The organism is Nocardia sp. NPDC055321 (assembly GCF_053645575.1).
Genome location: NZ_JBSHMS010000008.1, coordinates 229,312 through 250,509 on the forward strand (window position 1 = coordinate 229,312; position 21,198 = coordinate 250,509).

A 21,198-nucleotide genomic window follows, 5' to 3' on the forward strand; every position below is an offset into this window, starting at 1 on the left:
ACCCCGCTCATACGCTGGGGGGATGGTGTCGGAGTCGAAGCGGCGAATCGAGATGGCGGCGGCCGGGCTTTTGGCCCGGCACGGCTATCACGGGTTCGGACTGAAGAAGCTGAGTGAAGCGGCCGGACTGCCGTACGGGTCGATCTACCACCACTTTCCGGGCGGGAAAGAGGAGATCGCGGTGTCCGCCGTCACCAGCACGGGGGTGGTGATCGGGCAGATGATCCGGGACGCGCCCGAGGACGTGTTCGACAGGACCGCAACGCTGTTCGAGGTCATGGTCACCAAACTGACTGCGTCCCAGTGGACCGACGGCTGCCCGGTGGGCACCCCGGCGCTCGACGGCGGTACCGACGTGGCCGCGGTACGCACCGCCTGCGTCTCGGCATTCGATGCCATGGCGAGCGGTTTCGCCGAGCTGCTCACCGAGATGGGCATGCCCGAAGCGCACGCGCGCGAACTGGCCACCACGGTCGTCGCGGCCTACGAGGGCGCGACGCTGCTGGCCCGCGTCCGCCGCTCGGACGAGCCGCTGCTGACGGTGGCGGCGGCCATGTCGCGGTTGATCCGCCTGAGCCTGTCCGAGGTTCCGGTCGCCGACCCGGCCCCGACGTAGGGGAGATCGCGGCGGCCGAACGCCGGGTCTCGAACCGCTCTCGGCGACTGGCGAATATTTGGCTATCAATTAGAGTGCGAGGGGGATCGCCGCGCGGCCGGTGCGGTGATCGCCGATCGATTCCGTACTGCCCTACGAGGGAACGGGGAGATCATGGCTCGTAACTCGGTTGCTACCCAGCTGGTCGACGTGCTCGTCGCCGCCGGGGTCGAGCGGGTGTTCGGACTGGTCGGCGACAGCCTCAATCCGTTCGTGGACGCGATCCGGCGAACATCCGGCATCGAGTGGGTGCACTGCCACAACGAGGAGAGCGCCGCCTTCGCCGCGGGAGCCGAAGCGTTGCTGACCGGTCGCCTCGCGGTGTGCGCCGCGAGCTGCGGACCGGGCAACACCCATCTGATCCAGGGGCTGTACGACGCGCACCGCAACGGCGCGCCCGTGCTGGCCATCGCCTCGCACATTCCCAGCCGCGAGATCGGCACCGGGTTCTTCCAGGAGACCCATCCGGAGCGACTGTTCGTGGAATGCAGCCACTTCTGCGAAATGGTGAGCATCGCCGACCAGATGCCCCGGCTCTCCTATATCGCCATGCAGACCGCGCTCGGCAGGCGCGGGGTCTCGGTGCTGGTCGTGCCCGGCGACGTGCTGCAGGGTGAGGCCGAGCATCGTGGCTGGCGGTCGGACCTGGTGACCGAGGCCGCGGTCGCGGTGCCGCCCGCGGCGCAGGTGGACCGGCTCGCCGAGGCGATCAACGACGCCGACACGGTGACCCTGTTCGCCGGCGCGGGGGTGCGCGGCGCGCACGCGCAGGTCATGGCCCTGGCCGAGCGCGTCAACTCCCCGGTCGGGCACGCCCTGGGCGGTAAGGAGTGGATCCAGTTCGACAACCCGTACGACGTGGGCATGACCGGTCTGCTCGGGTACGGCGCGGCGTACGAGGCCATGCACGAGGCCGACCTGCTCATCATGCTCGGCACCGATTTCCCCTACGACAACTTCCTGCCGCAGGACGGCCGCATCGCCCAGATCGACCGCGACCCCGCCCGCATCGGCCGCCGCGCCGCCATCGACATCGCGGTGCACGGCGACGTCGCCGCGACCATCGACGCCCTGCTGCCGGTGGTGCAGCACAAACCGAGCCGCGCGTTCCTGGACGACATGCTGCGCCGCAACGCCGCGTCGCTCGAGCACGTGGTGGACGCCTACACCCACGACATCGAGCACCACACCCCGATCCACCCCGAGTACGTCGCCGCCCTGCTCGACGAGATCGCCGACGACGACGCGGTGTTCACCGTTGACACCGGCATGTGCAACGTCTGGGCCGCCCGCTATCTGAGCCCGAACGGCCGCCGCCGCATCATCGGCTCGTGGCGGCACGGCACCATGGCCAACGCCCTGCCGCACGCCATCGGCGCGCAGTCGGCTTTCCCGGGCCGCCAGGTGATTTCGCTGTCCGGCGACGGCGGGCTGGCCATGCTGATGGGGGAGCTGCTCACGGTCTGGCGGCATCGGCTGCCGGTGAAGATCGTGGTGTTCAACAACTCCTCGCTCGGCATGGTGAAACTGGAGATGCTGGTGGACGGGCTACCCGACTACGGCACCGACCACGAACCCGTCGACTACGCCGCCATCGCCGCGGCTGTCGGGCTGAAGTCGATCCGGGTCACCGATCCGACGAAAGTTCGTGCGGCACTGGAACAGGCGTGTGCCGAGCCCGGGCCGGTCCTGGTGGACGTGGTGACCGACCCCAACGCGCTCTCGCTGCCGCCCAAGATCGACGCCGCCCAGGTCAAGGGCTTCGCGCTGGCCGCCGGAAAGATCGTGCTCGGCGGCGGGGTGGGCCGGATGGTCGAGCTGGCCCGCAGCAACCTGCGCAACATTCCCCGGCCCTGATTCGGGGGCAGCAGCGCCTCGGACGGGATCGCCCGGGCGGAAGCCGTTGCGGCGGATCGGCTTCTACCGATCTGGCATGGCCCGATTCACGGGTGTGTGGCCTTGTCCGACGGGAGGAACGCCCCCGAACGCGGATCAGTGCGGCGCACTGTATCGATCAGAGGCGGCGCACTGTCCCGATCAGAACAGCCCGCTGATCCCGTCGCCCAGCGATTTCGCGCTCAGCAGCGCGAACAACACCGCCATGACCACGTAGTGATTGCGGATGGTCCAGTCCTTCCATCGCTCCAGGGTGGCCGAGGACGAGCGGCTGCTCACGAAGTGCATCGCGAGTGGAATCAGCACGCCCAGTGAGGAAATGGCCACGAAGACCAGTCCGGCGACGAGCTGTCCCGGAACGTGCAACGCGGACTCGGCGGTCGTCACCGCCCCGGACGCGATCTGCATGACGTTCTTCGGACTCGCCACGACCAGCACCACGCCCAGGACGACACATTTCGTGGTGGTGAACTGCTCGAGGTTCTCCAGCCGGCGCGGCAGCGTACCGACCTCGGCGGCGCGGGCCAGTCGCAGCTGCCGCAGGGTCATCAGCGCCAGCAGCACGCCGAGGGTGAGCCGGAACCAGGCGACCCAGGTCCCCGGATGCCCGTCCCGGTGCGCGCCCGCCGCCTCCGCGATCAGCAGCAGCCCCGCGAAGATGCCCGCCACCGCCAGCACCCACCCCAGCGCGAAGGCCAGGGCGTTTGCCCGTCCGCCCCGCGGCACGGCCACCAGCAGAATGACCGCGATCAGCGCGACCGGACTGATCGCCACACCGACCGCGTGACTGAGAAACTGCCCGATCGCGTTCCCCATGAAAACTCCTGCCGTCGAGGTGAATTCGAGCCGTGATCGCCGCGCGAATCAGCTGTTAGAGGGGTCCTGCCCACCTGCGTTCTGCTCGTCGTCCTGCCTGGTCCGACCTGGCTCGTCGCTGTGCCCGCGTCGTTCTGGCTCGTCGCCTTGCCAGTGGCGGCCCGATTCGTCGGTCTGCACGCCGCTGTGGGGCCGGGGGGCGGGAGTATCGCGCGGCTGCACTGGCTGCGTGCCGGGTGCACCGTCCGATTTCCCCTGCACTACCGCTGCCGCGTCGAGGGGATACTCCGGCCGCACCGCGTCAATCCGCCGATACACCCCACCCTGACCGGGCCTGGGATCGGGTTCATCGACGTTCGGCCAGAACGCCGCCGCGCGTTCGGCCTGCGCACACACGGTCAGCGCCGGATTCACCCCGGGATCCGCGGTGACCGCGGCCGCCCCGACCACGCTGAGCGAGGGGTAGCCGAACACCCGGTGATAGGCATCGATCACCCCGTCGCGCGGATTCCCGCCGATACAGCATCCACCCAGCTCCCGGTCGGTACCCGGCAGGCCGATCGTGCCCGCGCCCGTTCGTGACCGCACGGTCGCCACGAGGTGACGCAGGGCCGTGTGGCCGGCGGACATCTCGCGGCCATCCGGTCCGGCGTGCCCCGCGTGCGTCCCCCATCCGTCACGGTCCCCGCCGGTAGGCGTGGGTTCGCCCAATCGCGCCGACAGATGATTCAGCACCCCGCGATCGCGCATGTCGGCCAGCAATCGCCGGGTACCGTGCGCCCCGGCCGCGAGCACCACCTGCCCGGCGGTGAACGTCCGCCGCCCGACCCACCACGGCCGCCCGGTGCGCTGGGCCGACACCTTCCACCCGCCGGCGCGTAACGGCCGCACGGTCATCACCGTCGTCATCGGCACGATCCGCGCCCCGCCGCGCTCGGCGCAGGTCAGGTAGCGCCGAGGTGGAATGCTCAGTGCCCGTTCGTAATACGGCTCGAGCTCGGCTCGCCAATCGGTGATCCCGGCCCACCGCTCGTCGCCGAAGAACGCGTCCCCCGGCACCTGCGCCCGCGCCTCCCCGCCCGGTTCGGCGAACCCGCGTCCCGCGGCGATCACCGCCACCCGGTAGCCCTTCTCGATCAGCCGCAGCGCGGTGACGCTCCCGCCGCAGCCGGACCCGACGATGACCACATCGAAATCCATGTCCGCTGCCACACGGCCGCCTCTCGATAGGGAAGGTGGTGGCTCGAGCGTAGCTATCGATTTGCCAATCGTCGGGGATCTGCCGGGATTTCACCCTTTTTGGTGGACGCTGGTCGGTCGGTTCGGTCGAGCCCTCGCGCGACCGCAAATTTCCCGCGAATCCGGCCCGCTGGTCGGGCCAATCCGGCGCAGGTTGGACGGTGTGCAGAGAGTCACACGCCCCAGCCCCCCGAAGTCAGGTGACCCTTACTGGAACGCGGGATGGAATTCCGTCACACTGATGTTGTGAAAACCGTGGGTTTGCGGAATGCGGGAGCGGAGACCGGGCGCCGGAAGGGCGCCCGGCCCGTTGTCGCGTCCGGACCCGCCGGTGAGGGCCACACCCGCGAGGCCGTCATCAAGCTCCTGCTGGAAGAGGGGCCCATCACCGCCACCGATATCGGTAAGCGGCTGGCCCTGACCCCGGCGGGCGTGCGACGGCACCTGGACGCGCTCATCGAATCGGGCGAGGCACGCGCCGCCCGGTCCGCGGCGTGGCAGCAGAAGGGCCGCGGGCGCCCGGCCAAACAGTTCCAGCTGACAGCCACCGGCCGGGGCCGTTTGGGGCATGCCTACGATGACCTCGCCGGCGCGGCCATGCGCCAGCTGCGCGAGATCGGCGGCGACAAGGCCATCACCGAGTTCGCGCGCAAGCGGGTCGCCGCCATAGTCGCCGGAATCGAGCGGCTCGGCGGGACCACCCCGGAGGCGACGACCGAGAAGGCCGAGGAGATCGCGGAAGCGTTCACCGAAGCCGGCTTCGCCGCCTCCACCCGGAAAGTTGGTGCGGGCGTGCAGATCTGCCAGCATCACTGCCCGGTGTCGCATGTGGCCGAGGAGTTTCCGGAGCTGTGTGCCGCCGAGCTGGAGGCCTTCCGGGAATTACTCGGCACGCACGTGCAGCGCCTGGCGACCATCGCCAACGGCGATTGCGCGTGCACCACGCATGTCCCGGTGCTGCCGCTGGCCGTGCCCCCTAGAACCACTACCGCATAAACCACCGCAGGAACCCGCAGCAAGTTCCGTTGCACAGCCCGCAACGGCATCTACACAACGACTCCGGAAGGAGTGCCGAATGACGACGACGACCGACCAGGTGCAGCCGCTGTCCCAAGAGGAGACCATCGCCTCGATCGGGACTTACGGGTATGGCTGGGCCGACAAGGATGTGGCCGGTGCCAGTGCCAAGCGCGGCCTGTCCGAGGAGGTCGTGCGCGATATCTCGGCGAAGAAGAGCGAACCCGAGTGGATGCTCGACTTCCGGCTGAAGGCGCTGCGCATCTTCGAGAAGAAGCCCATGCCGAACTGGGGCTCGGACCTCGACGGCATCGATTTCGACAACATCAAGTACTTCGTGCGCTCGTCCGAGAAGCAGGCTGCCACCTGGGAGGACCTGCCCGAGGACATCAAGAACACCTACGACAAGCTCGGCATCCCCGAGGCGGAGAAGCAGCGCCTCGTGTCCGGTGTCGCGGCGCAGTACGAGTCCGAGGTCGTCTACCACTCGATCCGCGAGGATCTCGAGAAGCAGGGCGTCATCTTCCTGGACACCGATACCGCGCTCAAGGAGCACCCGGAGCTGTTCCAGCAGTACTTCGGCACGGTCATCCCGTCCGGCGACAACAAGTTCTCGGCGCTGAACTCGGCCACCTGGTCCGGTGGCTCGTTCATCTACGTGCCGAAGGGCGTGCACGTGGACATCCCGCTGCAGGCGTACTTCCGCATCAACACCGAGAACATGGGTCAGTTCGAGCGGACGCTGATCATCGTCGACGAAGACGCCTACGTGCACTACGTCGAGGGTTGTACCGCGCCGATCTACTCCTCGGACTCGCTGCACTCCGCGGTCGTGGAGATCATCGTGAAGAAGGGTGGCCGCTGCCGGTACACCACCATTCAGAACTGGTCGAACAACGTCTACAACCTGGTCACCAAGCGGGCCAAGGCCGAGGCGGGCGCGACCATGGAATGGGTCGACGGCAACATCGGCTCCAAGGTCACCATGAAGTACCCGGCCGTGTGGATGACCGGTGAGCACGCCAAGGGCGAGGTGCTCTCGATCGCGTTCGCCGGTGCGGGTCAGCACCAGGACACCGGTGCGAAGATGCTGCACCTGGCGCCGCACACGTCCTCGAACATCATCTCCAAGTCCGTGGCGCGCGGCGGCGGTCGTGCCTCCTACCGCGGTCTGGTGCAGGTGAACAAGGGCGCCTACGGCTCGAGCTCGTCGGTCAAGTGCGATGCGCTGCTGGTGGACAACATCTCTCGCTCGGACACGTACCCGTACGTCGACATCCGCGAGGACGACGTGACCATGGGCCACGAGGCGACGGTGTCCAAGGTGTCCGAGGACCAGCTGTTCTACCTCATGAGCCGCGGTCTGACCGAGGACGAGGCCATGGCGATGGTGGTGCGCGGCTTCGTCGAGCCCATCGCCAAGGAGCTCCCGATGGAGTACGCCCTCGAGCTCAACCGCCTGATCGAACTGCAGATGGAAGGAGCCGTCGGCTGATGACGGTCGAGAACGTAGCCGTTGCGGCCGAGGGTCGTACCCCGGCGGTGAACAAGGGCGAGGTCTTCGCCTCGTTCGACGTCAACGCCTTCGAGATCCCCTCGGGTCGCGACGAGGCGTGGCGCTTCACCCCGATGCGCCGCCTGAACGGCCTGCACGACGGCACCGCCGTGCGGGACGGGCAGGCGACGGTCGAGGTCAACTCGGTCGAGGGCGTCACCGTGGAAACGGTCGAGCGCGCCGACGAGCGCCTCGGCCAGGGCGGGGTGCCCACCGATCGCGTTGCCGCGCAGGCCTACTCGGGCTTCGAGCAGGCGACCGTCATCTCGGTCGGCGCCGAAACCGAAGTGGCCGAGCCGGTTTTCGTGACCATCACCGGTCCGGGCGCGGGCAAGGTGGCCTTCGGTCACACCCAGATCCGCCTGGCCAACTTCGCCGTCGCCACCGTGGTCATCGACTACCGGGGCAGCGGAACCTTCGCCGACAACGTGGAATTCGTGCTCGGGGACAGCGCCAAGCTGTCGGCCGTCATCGTCCAGGACTGGGCCGACGACGCCGTGCACGTCACCATGCACCACCCGCGCGTGGGTCGCGACTCCACGCTGCGGCACACCAACGTCACCCTCGGCGGCGATCTGGTGCGCCTGGCGGCGAACGTGCGCTACGCGGGCCCGGGCGGCGACGCCGAGCTGCTCGGCCTGTACTTCGCCGACGACGGCCAGCACTTCGAACAGCGCCTGCTGGTCGATCACTCGCAGCCCAACTGCAAGTCCAACGTGCAGTACAAGGGTGCGCTGCAGGGTGATCCGAGCTCCTCGAAGCCGGACGCGCACACCGTGTGGGTGGGCGACGTGCTCATTCGCGCGGCCGCCGAGGGCACCGACACCTACGAGGTGAACCGGAACCTGGTGCTCACCGATGGCGCGCGCGCCGATTCGGTGCCGAACCTGGAGATCGAGACCGGCGAGATCGTCGGCGCCGGACACGCCTCGGCGACCGGTCGTTTCGATGACGAGCAGCTGTTCTACCTGCGCTCGCGCGGTATCACCGAGGAGGCGGCGCGGCGTCTGGTCGTGCGCGGCTTCTTCCACGAGATCATCCAGAAGATCGCCGTCCCCGAGGTTCGGGAGCGGCTCGAGGCGGCCATCGAGGCCGAACTCGCCGCCGTGGGCGTCTGACGCTCACCCACCTGAACCCCCATACTTCCCTCCCCATAAAGGAATTCGAATTCGATGACCACCCTGGAAATCAAGGACCTGCACGTCGAGGTCGCCAACCCCGACGAGTCCGGCGAGCCCATCAAGATCCTCAAGGGCGTCAACCTGACCGTGAAATCCGGTGAGACGCACGCGATCATGGGCCCCAACGGCTCGGGCAAGTCGACCCTGTCCTACGCCATCGCCGGTCACCCCAAGTACACGGTCACCTCGGGCACCATCACCCTCGACGGTGAGGACGTGCTGGAGATGTCGGTCGACGAGCGCGCTCGCGCCGGCCTGTTCCTGGCCATGCAGTACCCGGTCGAGGTTCCCGGCGTCTCGGTCTCCAACTTCCTGCGCACCGCCGCCACCGCCGTCCGCGGCGAGGCCCCCAAGCTGCGCACCTGGGTCAAGGAAGTCAAGGAGTCGATGTCCGAGCTGGAGATCGACCCGTCGTTCGTCGAGCGCTCGGTCAACGAGGGCTTCTCCGGCGGTGAGAAGAAGCGCCAGGAGATCCTGCAGCTGAGCCTGCTCAAGCCGAAGATCGCGATCCTGGACGAGACCGACTCGGGCCTGGACGTGGACGCGCTGCGCATCGTCTCCGAGGGCGTGAACCGCTACAAGGAGCGCGAAGAGGGCGGCGTCCTGCTGATCACCCACTACACCCGCATCCTGCGCTACATCAAGCCGGACTTCGTGCACGTGTTCGTCGGCGGTCGCATCGTCGCCGAGGGCGGCGCGGAACTCGCCGAAGAACTCGACTCGAACGGCTACGTGCGCTTCACCTCTGCTGCTGTAGGAGCCTAGTTATGACGACCACGGTGCCCGCCCTGGACGTCGCCCGTATCCGGGCCGACTTCCCGATCCTGAGCCGCACTGTGCGCGATGGCAAACCCCTGGTCTACCTGGATTCCGGCGCCACCTCGCAGCGGCCGACGGAGGTGCTGGACGCGGAACGCGAGTTCCTGACCCGGCACAACGCGGCGGTGCACCGTGGCGCTCATCAGCTGGCCGAGGAGGCCACCGACGCGTACGAGGGCGCCCGCGCGGACATCGCCCGGTTCGTGGGCGTGGGCGTGAACGAGATCGTGTTCACCAAGAACGCGACCGAGTCGCTGAACCTGGTGGCCAATGCCTTCGGTGACGCGCGGTTCCCGTACCACGTGGGCCCGGGTGACGAGATCGTCATCACCGAGCTCGAGCATCACGCGAATCTCGTGCCGTGGCAGGAGCTCGCGCGGCGTACCGGCGCCACCCTGAAGTGGTACGGCGTCACCGACGACGGGCGGATCGATCTCGACTCGCTCGAGCTGTCGCCCGCCACCAAGGTGGTCGCGTTCACGCACCAGTCCAACGTGACCGGTGCGGTCGCGCCCGTCGCCGAATTGGTGCGTCGCGCAAAGGAAGTCGGCGCGCTGGTCGTGCTCGACGCCTGCCAGTCGGTGCCGCACATGCCGGTGGACTTCCGTGAGCTGGGTGTGGACTTCGCGGCCTTCTCCGGGCACAAGATGCTCGGCCCGTCGGGTGTCGGCGTGCTCTACGGGCGGTACGCGCTGCTCGAGGAGACCCCGCCGTTCATCACCGGCGGTTCCATGATCGAGACCGTCTTCATGGACCACAGCACCTACGCCGCTCCGCCGCAGCGTTTCGAGGCCGGCGTGCCGATGACCTCGCAGGTCGTCGGATTGGGCGCGGCCGTGCGGTATCTGGAAGCGCTCGGGATGGACGCGGTTGCCGCGCACGAGCATTCGCTGACCGCGCACACCCTCGAAGGGCTGAGCAAGATCGAGGGCGTGCGCATCGTCGGCCCGGCCGACAGCGCCGATCGCGGTGGCGCGGTGGCCTTCGTGGTCGACGGCATCCACGCCCACGACGTGGGTCAGATCCTCGACGACGAGGGTGTGGCGATCCGCGTCGGCCATCATTGCGCCTGGCCGCTGCACCGCAAGTTCGGTGTGGCCGCCACCGCCCGCGCCTCCTTCGCCGTCTACAACACCCTCGACGAGGTGGACGCGCTGATCGCCGCGGTGCGGAAGGCTCAGAGCTTCTTCGGAGTTGCATAGATCATGCGCATGGAGCAGATGTACCAGGAAGTGATCCTGGATCACTACAAGCACCCGCACCACCGGGGGCTGCGCGAGCCCTTCGGCGCGGAGGTGCATCACGTCAACCCGACCTGCGGTGACGAGATCACGCTGCGTGTGCACCTGGACGAGAACGATGACGTCAAGGACGTCTCCTACGACGGTCAGGGCTGCTCGATCAGTCAGGCGTCGACCTCGGTGCTGGCCGATCAGGTGATCGGCCTGCCCGTGCAGCAGGCGCTGAAGGTGGTCGAGTCGTTCAACGAGATGATCACCAGTCGCGGCACCCTGGACGGGGACGAGGATGTGATCGGCGACGGCATCGCCTTCGCCGGTGTGGCCAAGTATCCGGCGCGCGTGAAGTGCGCGCTGCTGGGATGGATGGCGTTCAAGGACGCGGTCGTGCAGATCGCCTCCGTCGAGGAGACCAAACCGTCGATGTCGAACGGGGAGAAGAAGAACGATGAGTGACACCACGCCCGCCCCGGCCGATCCGGCCGCCGAAGTGACTGCCGCCCAGTCGGATTCCGCCGCGGTCGAGGCCACCGAGCCCGAAGCCGAGCTGACCGAGGAAGAGATCAAGTTCCTCGAGGATCTCGAGGAGGCCATGCGCGACGTGGTGGACCCCGAGCTCGGGATCAACGTCGTCGATCTGGGCCTGGTCTACGGCATGAAGGTCACCGACGGCATCTGCAAGCTGGACATGACCCTGACGTCCCCGGCGTGCCCGCTGACCGACGTGATCGAGGATCAGTCCCGCAACGCCCTGGTCCGCAGCGGCCTGGTCGAGGACCTGCAGATCAACTGGGTCTGGATGCCGCCGTGGGGCCCGGACAAGATCACCGAGGACGGCCGCGAGCAGCTGCGCGCCCTCGGGTTCACGGTGTAGATCGGACCGACTCAGCGGCCCCCGCCTCTTGGGCGGGGGCCGCTGTCTGTTTCGATGAGCCGCTGATCGTATTGCGCGGCAGTCGATGTCGGTGCTCAGTCGAAGATGTCGTTGTCGCCGCAGGTGGTGCCGCTGAGTGAGATCAGCATGCAGCGCAGCGGCCAGACCAGGTTCTCCGCGATCGTCGGCCACACCGCCTGTCCGCTCGCGCTGTTGGCGAGGTCGGGCAGCAGCTTCGGCGGCACCAGGGACGATGCCCCGGAGGACAGGGAATTGACGCTGCCGTTGTTGGTGCTGCCGGTGGTGGCCGGTTCGTCGGCGACCGTCACCGCCGCGGGCTCGGCGGGGACGAGGGCGATGTCGGCTGCGGCCGGGCCGCAGGCGGCGACGGTCGCACCCGCCACCGCGAACGCGGCCACGCCGTAGCGAAGAGCATTGTGCTTCATGGCGGCCAAAGTATCCGAAACGGGATTCGTTCAGAAGTAGTTGGTGTGCCCCGAAAAGTACGGGCCCCGGCACCGGTCAGGTCTGGATGGCGTCGCCGTAGATCGTCAGCCAGATCGCGCGGCCCAGTGAGCGGGCCATTTGCTCGTCGTCCACCGCGTCGGTGCCGAGCAGGAAGTCGATGGAGCGTTCGACCATGCAGGTCAGCACGATCGCGGTCGCAGTGATGTCGACGCGGGCGGGGAGGCGTCCCGCGGACTGGTCGGTGTGCAGGCGTTCGCAGACCAGGGCGACGAACGAGCCGACGCGGCCGCGCCAGTACTGGCCGACGTCGGGATCGTAGGCCGAGACCTCCGACAGCGCCCGCAGCAGCTGGGCGTGCGGGCGCGAGCCCGCGATCATCAGGCGCATGGCGTGCACGACGCCGGCCTCGCCGTCGGCGTGACTGCTGGACCACCACTGTTCGGCCGCGCTGAACTGGTCGTCGGTGGCGAGTTCGGCCATGCGGATCAGTAGCTGACTCTTGTCCGGGAAGTAGCGGTAGAAGGTCGAGCGGGCGATGTCGGCCTCGGCGGCGATGCGCTGGACCGCCAGTTCGGTGAAAGTCGCTCCGCCGCCGAGCAGGTCGTCCACCGCCGCCAGCACGCGGCGTTCCACGGCTTCGCGGCGCTCGTCGCGCTGTGCGCGCCCGGTGCGCGCGACGCGGGTCAGCGAGGGCATGCGGGCTCCCCGAGCGCGGCACTGCGGTGACGGTGCGGTGGGGGAGTCATGGGGCCATTGTGCCGCAACGCGGGCGACACGCCGAGTCGGAGTGAAAAGTATTGACAAGAGACGATTTTCATCTCACCCTCTCATGTGAGACACAGTGTCCGAACACTCTGTCCCTCGAGTGGGAGTTTCGATGCGCACCGAATTCGCCGAAGTCGTCATAGTCGGAACACGGTGCGCGGGAACCGCGGCCGCCGTCGAATTCGCCCGCGCGGGAAGACATGTCATCGCCCTGGACAGCGGCCGGTTCCCGTCCGACACCCTGTCCACGCATCTGCTCTGGCCCACCGGCGTGGCCGAACTCGACGCGCTCGGTGCGCTCGACCGGGTCCTGGAACTCGGCGCACCCCGGCTCGGTACCGCGTTCGCCGGCGGCGCGGGCTACGCGGTCCGCACCGAGTTCGCGGCCGTCGACGGCGTGGACTACGCACTCTGCGTGCGGCGTTCGGGCCTGGACGCGGCGCTGGTGGCCACGGCCCGCGAGCACGGCGCGGACCTGCGCGAGGGCGCGCTGGTCACCGAGTTGATCCGCGAGCGGGACCGAATAGCGGGCGTGCGCTACACCGATCGCGCCGGTGTGGTCGCCGAGGTGCGCGCGCCCCTGGTCGTCGGCGCGGACGGCCGCCGCAGCACCGTCGCGAAACTCGTCGGGGCCACCGCGCCCTACCGGGAGGCCGCCAGCGGTCGCGCCTGCTACTTCGGCTACTGGCACGACGCGCATCCGGGCCAACGGCATGTCGCGGCACAGTGGCGCAGCGGCGATCTGCTCGGCACCGCGTTCCCGTGCGACGGCGACCTGGTGCTGTGCCTGATCCAGCCGCCGGTCGAACGCGCCGAACGCAGCCCGCGCACCGCCGAAGCGCTGTACCGCCGCTTCATCGGCGAGATCCCGGAACTCGCTGAGCGCCTGCGTGATTGCACGCTCGCGGGCCGGGTGCGCACCGCCTTCGACCTGGTCTCCTACTTCCGGCGCTCCTCGGGCCCGGGCTGGGCGCTGCCGGGTGACGCCGGGCATTTCAAGGATCCCATCACCGCGCAGGGGATCCGGGACGCGCTGCGCTACGGCCGCCTGCTCGCCCGCGCCGCCGCCCCGGTGCTGGCGGACCCCGCGGCGCTGGACGCCGCGCTGCTGGGTTGGGAGCGGCAGCGCGAGCTGGAATGCCTGCCCATCTATCAGTGGACCAACCGGCTCGCGCGCGGCGCGGCCATGACTCCGCTGGAGGTGGAACTGTATCGCGCCGCGGACGCCGACCCGGGCCTGGCCGCCCGGGTGCTCGAAGTCATGACCCGTGTGCGGCCGCCGGAACAGATGCTGCCGCTGCGGGTTTCGGCGCAATTGGCTGCGCGGGCCGTCCGCAGGCACGCGCCGGTTCCGGTGGCGCACACCCTGGTGCGCGAACTGCTCGACACCGCCACCGAACACCACCAGCGCCTGCGCGCCCGCCGCGACGGACTGCCGCCGCTCCCCGCGCGGCCGGACACCGCGATCGTCGCGCCGAGCTGATTCGGCCGGATCCCGGTCCGGCAGGTCGCCGCATCCGCGGCGACGCCCCGTGTGAGCCGCGCGCCGCGGTCGCCATCCGCGCCGGCTCATCGTTTCCACCCATTCCAGCACCTGCCCGAAGTCGCCGCCCCGCACCGGCTCTCGCCACCTACTCCGCCACCCGCCCGCAACCGCCCATCGCTTTCGCCCATTCCACAACCCGTCGTCCCGCCACTCCCGGTACCGCCCATCGCCACCCGGCGGCGGTACGCACCTCGCCCGTCCACCCCTCAGCCGTCTCCGCGGTCACCTCGCCGCACATTCCTGCGGCCCCATCCGCCCGCGACGGCTCCGCAGTCATCCGCTCGCACCGTCTCCACCTACCCTCCGCGCCCCTCCATCCCACGCACCCAGGAGTGATTCCGTGAACCCCCGACCCGATACGCCCGTCACCGCCATCTCCCGACGAAACATGCTGCGCGGCACCGCTTTGGCGGCCGCCGCGGTCACCCTGCCCGCCATCGGTCCGATGCGAGCACACGCCGCCGGCCGGTCGGTCGCGGTCTTCGGCGGCGGCGTCTCGGGGCTGACCACCGCCCACGAACTCATCGACCGCGGTTACGAGGTCACCGTCTACGAACCGCTCGCGCTGGGCGGCAAGGCCCGCAGCATGCCGGTGCCGGGCACCGCGGCGGGCGGGCGGGCGGACCTGCCCGGTGAGCACGGGTTCCGCTTCTTCCCCGGCTGCTATCAGCACATTCCGGAGACCATGAGCCGAATTCCGTTCCCGGGCAACCCGCGTGGCGTCGCCGACAATCTGGTGCGGGTGGAGGCGACCACGGCCGGCTTCCCGAATCTGCCGCCTATCGTGCTGCCGGTGGAGCCGGGCGGGCTCGCCCAGCTGACCCCGGAGGTGATCCAGTCGACCATCTCCGGGGCGGTGGGCTTCATCCCGCAGTTGCCGCCCACCGAACTGGCGTTCTTCACCCAGCAGATGATGCGCTGGTTCACCAGTTCCACCGAGCGCCGGTTCGGGGAGTGGGAGTACCGCTCCTGGACCGACGTGATGCAGGCGAACGGCAAATCGACCGCGTACCGCGAGTACCTGGTGAACGCGCTCACTCGAATCACCGTGGCGGCCAAGCCGCATCGCAGTTCCGCGCGCACCATCGGCACGATCGGCGAGGCGCTGGTGCTGGCCGGCACCGGCCTGGTGCCCGGCTACCAGGGCGGGGTCGACCGCATCCTGAACCGGCCCACCAACGAGGCGTGGATCGATCCGTGGGTGGACCACCTGCGCGGGCGCGGTGTGCGATTCGTCATGGGGGCCAAGGCGACCGGGCTGCACCTCGACGGCGGCCGGATCAGCGGCGCGACCGTCGCCGGCGTGGGCCGGGTGGAGGCGGACTGGTACGTGTGCGCGATGCCGGTCGAACGCACGGTGCCCCTGCTGAACGACGCGATCCTGAACGCCGATCCGAGCCTGGCGGGCATGCAGAACCTCGAGGTCGATTGGATGGTCGGCATCCAGTACTACCTGACCACGCCGACCGAACTCCCCGAGGGACACGTCGCCGCACTCGGCTCACCCTGGGCGCTGACCGCCCTGCGCCAGGCGCCGATGTGGGTGGGCGACTTCGCCGCGCGCTACGGCGACGGGACCGTCCGCGAGTGCCTCTCGGTCGACGTCTCGGACTGGGACACCCCCGGGATCCTGTTCGGCAAGACCGCCAAACAGTGCACCAAAGACGAAGTGGCACAGGAGGTGTGGGCCCAGCTGAAGTCGTGGCTCAATACCGGGACCGGCTGGCTGCGCGACGAGGACATTCACTCCTGGTTCCTGGATCCCGGCGTGCACTGGGACGGCGGCGCGGCCGTGAACGACACCCCGCTGCTGGTGAACACGGCAGGCTCCTACGATCACCGCCCCACCTCCCACTGCGCGGTGGAGAACCTCTTCTTCGCCGGCGACCACGTCCGCACCCACATCGATCTGGCGACGATGGAGGGCGCCAACGAGTCCGGCCGCACCGCCGCCAACGCCGTCCTCGATGCCGCCGCCGACAACGCTCCCCGGGCCTCGATCTTCCCCCTGTTCGCCCCGCCGATCTTCGAGCCCTTCAAACAGCTCGACGCCCAGCGCTACCGTGCGGGCCTGCCCCACCTGCTGGGCTGAGCGGATCCGGCTGCCGGGCGACCCACCGCGCGGGCGGGGCTGTTAGTGTGTGCCCGACCGCGTGCCGGAAGGGGAATCGTGTCCTACGTTGTCAGCCCGTATGCCGTTGACCTGGAAGGTCTTCGGCTGATCGGGTCCTATGGCCAGGAGTTCGTCGACGACATCGTGCGATCGGCGCCCGCCGCCGTGCTCGAGCGGCTCGACGAGGCCGAGGACGTCGGGCTCGCGCCCGGGGACGTCATCCGGCAGCTGTTGCGGGGGGAGCCCATGCACCGGGACTTCGGGCCCTCGTACGGGCACGCGCTCGAGGCGCTGTGTCGGCACAGCGGCAGTCAGCTGAACAACGCGCACTGGGCCGGTATGCGATTCGGGTACTTCGCGCTGGTGCAGAACGCGCTGGCCGAGATCGGCGTCGACTTCGACCCGTCCGAACTGGTGCTGAGCGGGTCGCCGGTGAACCTGCCCGAGATCGAGGACTTCCCGAGCATCGGGTACCTCGACAACCGCGAGATCACCTCCCTGGCAGAGATATTCGCCGACGCCGACCTCGATCGGCTGGCCGACGACACCGTGCGGGCGTCGGTCGCCGATCTGGTCGAATGGCTGCGCGTGTGTCAGGACAAGGGCACCGGGCTGGTGTGCTTCTACTACTGACCGCCCCCGGGAACCGGGTCAGGACACCGGTTCCCAGTGCAGCTCGTTCAGCGCGTCGTGCCGGTCGTTGACCCAGTCCCACATCAGCCGCGCCACCAGGAGCGGATCCTGCACGCTGGTGGTGACCATGTCGCCGTCGCGGTATTCCAGGATGTACTCGTCGGGCGCTTCCCGGTAGGTCTGGATGAAGGTGCCCTCGTTGCCGGGTTCGTCCACGATCAGGAACGGCTTCGTGGTCAACAGGTGCAATTGCGGTATCCAGGAACGCAATTGCCGCGGCGTGAGGGTCCGGAAGTAGCGCGCGCCGCCGAGATTCACCCGCAGTTTGCGTGGTTCGGCCTGTTCCAGGGTGCCGTCGGTCGGATCGTAGAGCGCGAAACCGGTGTCGGCGATGAGCTCCTCGATCCACAGCAGCGCGCGCCAGGCCGCGTGCTCGGGCACCGAGATCCGGATGCAGTCACCCGCGGGTTCGAGAATGATGCGGCCGTTCCACACCGGGATCTCGGTGTTCCAGCGCCACAGGTCGGCCAGGATCAGACCTAGGCTGACCGCGGCGGGCGTTCCGAGTCGGGATTCCAGGTAGCCGGTGACCTCGTGCGGCGCGGCGACGGAATCGGCCGGTAGGACGATGAATTCGCAACTCACGCCGACCAAACTAGTCCACGCGCTCGACACACGGGGGACCGAACCCGCCGGGATCGGGGAACCGGGCCCTCGCGCCGTAGGATGCGCGGGTGACCGGATACGACGACTTCGATGGATTCGAGCATCTCGACACCTCCACCCTGCACCCGCGCCAGCAGCAGATTCTGGCCGCCATCCGGGATTGGGTACAGCGGCACGGGTATTCGCCCAGCACCCGCGAACTCGGCGACGCGGTGGGCCTGCGGTCGGGGTCCTCGGTGTCCAGGCATCTGAAGGCGCTGGAGGATCGCGGATTCCTGACCCGCAGCGAATCGGTCACCCGGCCCATGGATGTGCGATTGTTCCTGAACTCCGCGCCCGGCCGGACGCAGCCGGAGAATACGGTGTCCGTTCCGGTGGTCGGCGATATCGCGGCCGGCGCCCCCATCCTCGCCGAACAGCACACCGACGACATTCTCTCGCTGCCCCGAGAATTGGTGGGTCGCGGCACCGTATTCGGACTCCGCGTGCGCGGTGACTCCATGATCGACGCCGCGATCTGCGACGGCGACATCGTCATCATTCGCCAGGAGAGCGAAGCGCATTCCGGTGAGATCGTCGCGGCCATGATCGACGGCGAGGCCACGGTGAAGGTGTATCGCCGCAGCAACGGCCACGTGTACCTGGAGCCGCGCAACCCCGCTTACAGTGTGATCGACGGCGACGAGGCCACCGTACTCGGCAAAGTCGTCTCGGTTATGCGTCGCGTCTGAGACGATTTCCCCGGGTCGGTGTGCAGTTCGCCGGTCGGGCAATGCCGGAACCGGAAATCCTCCAAAAGTTGGAGACTGTCCAGTTCCAATTGGACATTGGTTCGGCGCTCGACAAGAATTCGACCCGTTCTGACAAATTCATGACGGGGAGTATCGAATGTCGTTGCTGCGCAAGGCCGGAATGGGCCTCGCGATCATGTCGATGGCGGCGATGGGTGCCATGGCCGCAGGTCCCGCCTCGGCGGCGGGAGAAGAGCCGGTGTTCACCGCGACTGCCGGTGACCTCTACGGGGCGCTCGCGCTGTCGCGGAGCACCGGAAACGTGGCGTACGCGGTGAACTACGGCAGCTACGGCGCCGCGGAGAACGCCGCCATCGCCAAGTGCGGCCAGAGCGACTGCGAGTCGGTCGTTCGCTTCGCCAATGCCTGCGGTGCGGTGTCGCAGGGCGCCGACACCCGCTTCGGCTGGGCGTGGGCGCCGACCAAGGCCGAGGCCGAGAAGAGTGCCACGGACGTGCTGGGCAACAGCGCCCCGCAGTTCCCGGACCTCGGCTCGTCCTCGCCGCGGGCGGCCAAGGTGATCCTGTCGGCGTGCACCGATAACGCGCGCTGATCACGGTCCGAACCTGATGTGCGCCGTACCGGATTCGTCCGGTGCGGCGCACATTTGTCTTATCCGGGGAGGTTCCGGACAGATGGCACGAAAACCCCTGGGCGTGCTACTGATTCAGTGCGTGGGCAGTCGTTCGGTCGATTCTTCCGCCAGGGCGCGCGAGACGTTCTCCACCCCGGCGCGCACCACCGAGCCGTAGCCGTCGTCGTCGAGTACGTCCAGGCGCTCCCGGGCGGCGGCCAGGTGCCGGCGCGCGGTGTCGAACGCGCCGAGGCGCCGGTAGTTGTCGGCCAGATTCAGGTGCAGCGACGGATAGAACCCGCTGACCTGCAGTGTGGAATGATGCTCGCGCGCTCGTGCGTCGGTGAGCGCGTCCGCGGCGTCCAGGGCGCGCACGTCCCAGGTGAGCGCGTCGGCCGGATGATCGTGCAGATCGGCCAGGAAATGCCCGATGGTGACCCGGTGCAGCGCGTCGCCGTCCGCCCCGACCGAATCCCAGAGCGCGGCAAGCTGTTCGCGCGCCCGCGCGGGCTCGCCCGTCCGGCCGAGGATGACGGCGGCGTTGATGGCGTCCATGGTGGTGTCGGTCATGGCCGACACCGTAGCGGCGGGGTCCGACAACTTCGCCGCCGCGGGTTCAGCGCGGAATGCGCGCCCGCCCGCCCTCGCCGGCGATGCGGCCCTTGCGGATGAGTTCGCGTTTGGTGCCGGGGGTCAGGGTGATCTGCTCGCTGTCACCCTCGGCGGGGGCGTCCTCGAAACCCGGTGCGGGATTGGGCCGCACGAACAGGGTCACGGTGGTGCCCTCGGTGAAGCCGTTGCGCTTCATGAGCGAGGCCGAGGCGGTGTTGTGGTTCTCGACGTCGGTGACGATGCGCCGTGCGCCGCTGTTGAACAGGGTCTCGCAGCAGGCGTTCATCAACCGGCCCGCGATGCCGCGGCCCTGCATGTCGGGTGCGACCGCGATCCACTCCAGGTACGCCCAGTCGTCACGGAGCTCGAACTCCATGGAACCGAGCACGAATCCCACCACGCGATCGGAATCCACCGCCACCCAGCACGAGCGGCTCGGGCTGTCCAGGTGTTCGGCCACCGAGGTGAGCGACCAGGACGTGTAGGGCTTGGTGTTGGTGTCGAACACCTCGTAGCCCAGATCCAGGACCTGGCGGAGATGGCCGAGCCCCATGGGCACGATGGCTATGGCGGGTTCCATAGCCGCCAGTTTGCCAGTTCCGGGCTCCGGTGACCCGTCCGCCGTGCTCACGCGCCTTTGCGGGTTTGTTTGCTCGGCGCTTTCTTCGCGGTCGTCTTCTTGGCGGCGGTCTTCTTGGCCGGGGTCGTGGATTTCGCCGCCGATTTCGCGGCTTTGGCGGGGGCCGCTTTCGTGCCTCCGCCGCGGCCGGACGCTTCCAGACTGCGCTGCAGCGCGGCGACCAGATCCACGACCTCGGCGTCCATTTCGGGTGCGGCGGCCTCGGGCGCGCGGGTGACCTTGCTGCTGCCGCTGGCGATCGCCTCGTCGAGCAGTTTCTTCAATTCGATCTGGTATTCGTCCACGTACAGGCTCGGGTCGAAATCATCGGAGAGCGTATCGACCAGGGTCTCGGCCATTTTCAATTCCTGCGCCTTGGGCGCGGCCACCCCGTCCAGCTTCTCGAACGCCACCGATCGCACCTCGTCGGGCCACAGCATGGTCTGCAGCACCAGCACCCCGTCCCGCACCCGCAGCGCCCCCAGCCGGGTCTTCTGCCGGAGCGTGAAGTGCACCAGCGCGAGCCTGTCGGTCTGCTCGAGCGTCTTGGCGAGCAGGACATAGGCTTTCGGCGTGGTCGAATCCGGTTCGAGGTAATAGCTCTTGTCGAACAGAATCGGGTCTATCTGTTCGGACGGCACGAATTGCAGGACCGGAATCTCGTGCTTCTCCGCGGCGGGCAGCTTGGAGAAATCCTCGTCGGTCAGGATCACCCGGTCCCCGTCCGGCGATTCGTACGCCTTGTCGATATCGGCGTACTGCACGGGCTGCCCGTCGATGGTGCACAACCGCTCGTAGCGAATGCGCCCCCCGTCGGCGGCGTGGACCTGATGAAATTTGATGTCGTGGTCCTCGGTGGCGGTATAAACCTTGACCGGGACGTTGACCAACCCGAACGCGATGGAGCCCTTCCAGATCGACCGCATTGCCCGATAGTAACCCGGGCTGTCTCATTTGGCTGGTAAGTCCTATCTGACCTGCCTTTTCCGTGTTTGCGTTTCGTTGCTCGGCAGACCGATCGCGGGGCGGCATCGAATTCTCGCCGCCCAACTCGACCGGGAGCCGACATCGGATCGACACGGAACCTCAAAGTCCGCGGACCGGGTTCCTCAATGTTGGTT

General features: G+C 68.4%; 22 protein-coding genes and 1 pseudogene. 14 read left to right on the forward strand and 9 right to left on the reverse strand.

Features of this window, described 5'->3' with window-relative positions; all coding sequences use genetic code 11:
- Nucleotides 1-22: 22 nt before the first annotated feature.
- Nucleotides 23-616: a TetR/AcrR family transcriptional regulator gene (locus ACWIGI_RS15565; RefSeq protein WP_454203051.1), complete on the forward strand. Its 594-nt coding sequence runs from the start codon at nucleotides 23-25 to the stop codon at nucleotides 614-616.
- A 153-nt stretch (nucleotides 617-769) separates the two neighbouring features.
- Entirely contained in the window at nucleotides 770-2,512 is a 1,743-nt protein-coding gene (locus ACWIGI_RS15570) for a pyruvate dehydrogenase (RefSeq protein ID WP_454203052.1), read from the forward strand.
- A gap of 180 nt (nucleotides 2,513-2,692) precedes the next feature.
- Here the strand turns inward: ACWIGI_RS15570 and ACWIGI_RS15575 are convergent, their stop codons facing one another.
- The 3 genes and pseudogenes from ACWIGI_RS15575 to ACWIGI_RS15585 all read right to left on the reverse strand — a co-directional run.
- Nucleotides 2,693-3,367 carry a GAP family protein gene (locus ACWIGI_RS15575; protein WP_454203053.1) on the reverse strand — a complete coding sequence of 225 codons (675 nt, stop codon included), beginning with the start codon at nucleotides 3,365-3,367 and terminating at the stop codon, nucleotides 2,693-2,695.
- 48 nt (nucleotides 3,368-3,415) lie between these two features.
- Nucleotides 3,416-4,276, reverse strand: coding sequence for a GMC oxidoreductase (locus tag ACWIGI_RS15580; protein ID WP_454203144.1), 861 nt, complete (start codon nucleotides 4,274-4,276; stop codon nucleotides 3,416-3,418).
- A 174-nt stretch (nucleotides 4,277-4,450) separates the two neighbouring features.
- Nucleotides 4,451-4,567 (reverse strand): annotated as a pseudogene (locus ACWIGI_RS15585) (FAD-binding protein); the annotation flags it as partial.
- Between the two features lie 261 nt (nucleotides 4,568-4,828).
- Here ACWIGI_RS15585 and ACWIGI_RS15590 point away from each other — a divergent pair.
- The 7 genes from ACWIGI_RS15590 to ACWIGI_RS15620 all read left to right on the forward strand — a co-directional run bounded on the left by ACWIGI_RS15590 (nucleotide 4,829) and on the right by ACWIGI_RS15620 (nucleotide 11,290).
- Nucleotides 4,829-5,602, forward strand: coding sequence for a helix-turn-helix transcriptional regulator (locus tag ACWIGI_RS15590; protein ID WP_454203054.1), 774 nt, complete (start codon nucleotides 4,829-4,831; stop codon nucleotides 5,600-5,602).
- 79 nt (nucleotides 5,603-5,681) lie between these two features.
- Nucleotides 5,682-7,118 carry a Fe-S cluster assembly protein SufB gene (sufB, locus tag ACWIGI_RS15595; RefSeq protein ID WP_454203055.1) on the forward strand — a complete coding sequence of 479 codons (1,437 nt, stop codon included), beginning with the start codon at nucleotides 5,682-5,684 and terminating at the stop codon, nucleotides 7,116-7,118.
- On the forward strand, nucleotides 7,118-8,296 hold the full coding sequence (gene sufD, locus ACWIGI_RS15600) for a Fe-S cluster assembly protein SufD (protein WP_454203056.1): 1,179 nt from the start codon (nucleotides 7,118-7,120) through the stop codon (nucleotides 8,294-8,296). The genes sufB and sufD overlap by 1 nt, the downstream gene beginning before the upstream one ends.
- A gap of 54 nt (nucleotides 8,297-8,350) precedes the next feature.
- The gene (sufC, locus tag ACWIGI_RS15605; protein WP_454203057.1) at nucleotides 8,351-9,124 is read left to right on the forward strand and encodes a Fe-S cluster assembly ATPase SufC; all 774 of its coding nucleotides are present in this window, start codon (nucleotides 8,351-8,353) and stop codon (nucleotides 9,122-9,124) included.
- 2 nt (nucleotides 9,125-9,126) lie between these two features.
- Nucleotides 9,127-10,380, forward strand: a complete 1,254-nt coding sequence (locus ACWIGI_RS15610) for a cysteine desulfurase (RefSeq protein ID WP_454203058.1) — start codon at nucleotides 9,127-9,129, stop codon at nucleotides 10,378-10,380.
- Nucleotides 10,381-10,383: 3 nt separating this feature from the next.
- Nucleotides 10,384-10,872: a Fe-S cluster assembly sulfur transfer protein SufU gene (gene sufU, locus ACWIGI_RS15615; protein ID WP_454203059.1), complete on the forward strand. Its 489-nt coding sequence runs from the start codon at nucleotides 10,384-10,386 to the stop codon at nucleotides 10,870-10,872.
- On the forward strand, nucleotides 10,865-11,290 hold the full coding sequence (locus tag ACWIGI_RS15620; protein WP_454203060.1) for a metal-sulfur cluster assembly factor: 426 nt from the start codon (nucleotides 10,865-10,867) through the stop codon (nucleotides 11,288-11,290). Before sufU ends, ACWIGI_RS15620 begins: the two co-directional genes overlap by 8 nt.
- Before the next feature lie 95 nt (nucleotides 11,291-11,385).
- Here ACWIGI_RS15620 and ACWIGI_RS15625 read toward each other — a convergent pair whose 3' ends face one another.
- The gene (locus ACWIGI_RS15625) at nucleotides 11,386-11,736 is read right to left on the reverse strand and encodes a hypothetical protein (protein ID WP_454203061.1); all 351 of its coding nucleotides are present in this window, start codon (nucleotides 11,734-11,736) and stop codon (nucleotides 11,386-11,388) included.
- 76 nt (nucleotides 11,737-11,812) lie between these two features.
- Nucleotides 11,813-12,454 carry a TetR/AcrR family transcriptional regulator gene (locus ACWIGI_RS15630; RefSeq protein ID WP_454203062.1) on the reverse strand — a complete coding sequence of 214 codons (642 nt, stop codon included), beginning with the start codon at nucleotides 12,452-12,454 and terminating at the stop codon, nucleotides 11,813-11,815.
- Between the two features lie 181 nt (nucleotides 12,455-12,635).
- Between ACWIGI_RS15630 and ACWIGI_RS15635 the strand changes: the two genes are divergently transcribed.
- The 3 genes from ACWIGI_RS15635 (at nucleotide 12,636) to ACWIGI_RS15645 (ending at nucleotide 16,815) form a co-directional block, all read left to right on the forward strand.
- Nucleotides 12,636-14,006, forward strand: coding sequence for an NAD(P)/FAD-dependent oxidoreductase (locus tag ACWIGI_RS15635; RefSeq protein ID WP_454203063.1), 1,371 nt, complete (start codon nucleotides 12,636-12,638; stop codon nucleotides 14,004-14,006).
- A 451-nt stretch (nucleotides 14,007-14,457) separates the two neighbouring features.
- On the forward strand, nucleotides 14,458-16,161 hold the full coding sequence (locus ACWIGI_RS15640) for a hydroxysqualene dehydroxylase (protein WP_454203145.1): 1,704 nt from the start codon (nucleotides 14,458-14,460) through the stop codon (nucleotides 16,159-16,161).
- Between the two features lie 78 nt (nucleotides 16,162-16,239).
- Nucleotides 16,240-16,815, forward strand: coding sequence for a DUF7691 family protein (locus ACWIGI_RS15645; protein ID WP_454203064.1), 576 nt, complete (start codon nucleotides 16,240-16,242; stop codon nucleotides 16,813-16,815).
- Nucleotides 16,816-16,833: 18 nt separating this feature from the next.
- Here ACWIGI_RS15645 and ACWIGI_RS15650 read toward each other — a convergent pair whose 3' ends face one another.
- Complete coding sequence (locus ACWIGI_RS15650) at nucleotides 16,834-17,460, reverse strand: hypothetical protein (RefSeq protein WP_454203065.1); 627 nt, start codon at nucleotides 17,458-17,460, stop codon at nucleotides 16,834-16,836.
- Nucleotides 17,461-17,549: 89 nt separating this feature from the next.
- On the opposite strand from ACWIGI_RS15650, the gene lexA reads away from it, so the two are divergent.
- Nucleotides 17,550-18,212: a transcriptional repressor LexA gene (lexA, locus tag ACWIGI_RS15655; protein WP_454203066.1), complete on the forward strand. Its 663-nt coding sequence runs from the start codon at nucleotides 17,550-17,552 to the stop codon at nucleotides 18,210-18,212.
- A 157-nt stretch (nucleotides 18,213-18,369) separates the two neighbouring features.
- Nucleotides 18,370-18,825, forward strand: a complete 456-nt coding sequence (locus ACWIGI_RS15660) for a DUF4189 domain-containing protein (protein ID WP_454203067.1) — start codon at nucleotides 18,370-18,372, stop codon at nucleotides 18,823-18,825.
- A gap of 114 nt (nucleotides 18,826-18,939) precedes the next feature.
- On the opposite strand, the gene ACWIGI_RS15665 is transcribed toward ACWIGI_RS15660, so the two are convergent.
- Genes ACWIGI_RS15665 through ku form a run of 3 tightly spaced genes read right to left on the reverse strand, consistent with a single transcriptional unit; the run spans nucleotide 18,940 to nucleotide 21,003 of the window.
- Nucleotides 18,940-19,416: a hypothetical protein gene (locus tag ACWIGI_RS15665; protein ID WP_454203068.1), complete on the reverse strand. Its 477-nt coding sequence runs from the start codon at nucleotides 19,414-19,416 to the stop codon at nucleotides 18,940-18,942.
- Between the two features lie 46 nt (nucleotides 19,417-19,462).
- Nucleotides 19,463-20,038, reverse strand: coding sequence for a GNAT family N-acetyltransferase (locus ACWIGI_RS15670; RefSeq protein ID WP_454203069.1), 576 nt, complete (start codon nucleotides 20,036-20,038; stop codon nucleotides 19,463-19,465).
- Between the two features lie 47 nt (nucleotides 20,039-20,085).
- Nucleotides 20,086-21,003: a non-homologous end joining protein Ku gene (gene ku, locus ACWIGI_RS15675; RefSeq protein WP_454203070.1), complete on the reverse strand. Its 918-nt coding sequence runs from the start codon at nucleotides 21,001-21,003 to the stop codon at nucleotides 20,086-20,088.
- Nucleotides 21,004-21,198: the final 195 nt, after the last annotated feature.